Origin of the sequence: Microbacterium enclense (assembly GCF_004022425.1) — a bacterium.
Lineage (GTDB): Bacteria > Actinomycetota > Actinomycetes > Actinomycetales > Microbacteriaceae > Microbacterium > Microbacterium enclense_A.
In genome coordinates this window covers 1-776 of record NZ_RBZY01000139.1, presented here as the reverse complement: position 1 = coordinate 776, position 776 = coordinate 1, and the positions used below count along the sequence as shown (strand labels likewise).

Annotated in this window: 1 protein-coding gene; it reads right to left on the bottom strand. The window is 63.9% G+C overall.

Going from position 1 to position 776, the window contains the following annotated elements; translation table 11 throughout:
• Positions 1 to 61 precede the first annotated feature (61 nt).
• Positions 62 to 490: an SRPBCC family protein gene (locus D8Y23_RS16590; protein WP_240663950.1), complete on the bottom strand. Its 429-nt coding sequence runs from the start codon at positions 488 to 490 to the stop codon at positions 62 to 64.
• Positions 491 to 776 lie beyond the last annotated feature (286 nt).

The window sequence follows — 776 nt, the reverse complement described above, 5'->3', positions numbered from 1 at the left end:
GCAACTACCACGCCGGCCTCTGCCTCGCCGCAACCCTCCACTGGCTCACCAGCAGCGTTCGCTAATCATCGACGTCGACTGCTTCACCCTCGCTCGTCCGCTTCAATCGCGCCAAATGGTATCGCCACCCCGCCTCGTGTTCCGCAGGCAACGAGTGCGGGGTCCGAGCGCGGGAGAATCCTGACTCGGTGAGCGTGACCAAGGTCGCCTGTCCGTGCGTTACCAGCTCGATCACGACGTCGAGCGGGTGATCCCAGCCCTGTTCGGTCCAACTGAATCCGAGAACATACGGCTCATTGCATCGCGTGACGCTCCCCGTCGCGCTTACCTGTCGGCCTTCCTCTACCCAGGTCTCGACGAGCGGCGAGCCGACGGCCGCCTCGAAGCGCATCTCGGGCCACCACGCGCCACGTCCAGCCGTCAAGAATCGCCAGACGACCTCGACGGACGCATCAATGTCCGCCACCACCGTCACCGAATCACGAAGCACGCGACCAAGCTATCGCTCCGGCCGAAGCCTTTAGCAACACGCCCTAAACGTCTGGTCAGTAGGGCGCCCCCGCTCGCCGGAGTAGGAGCCTCTGGGTCTCGTCGTCGTCGATCTGAGCAGTTAGCGCGGCGGATCGTGCGCCGTATGTGCGGTTTGGTATTGCGCTAGATCGTGGGCCGTGCGTGGTCATCGTGCTCGTCTTCGAGGAGCATTCCGACGGATGTGACGCAGGTGTCTCCGCGCCATGCTTCGATGCCCTCTCGGATTGCGAAGGCGGCGATGACGA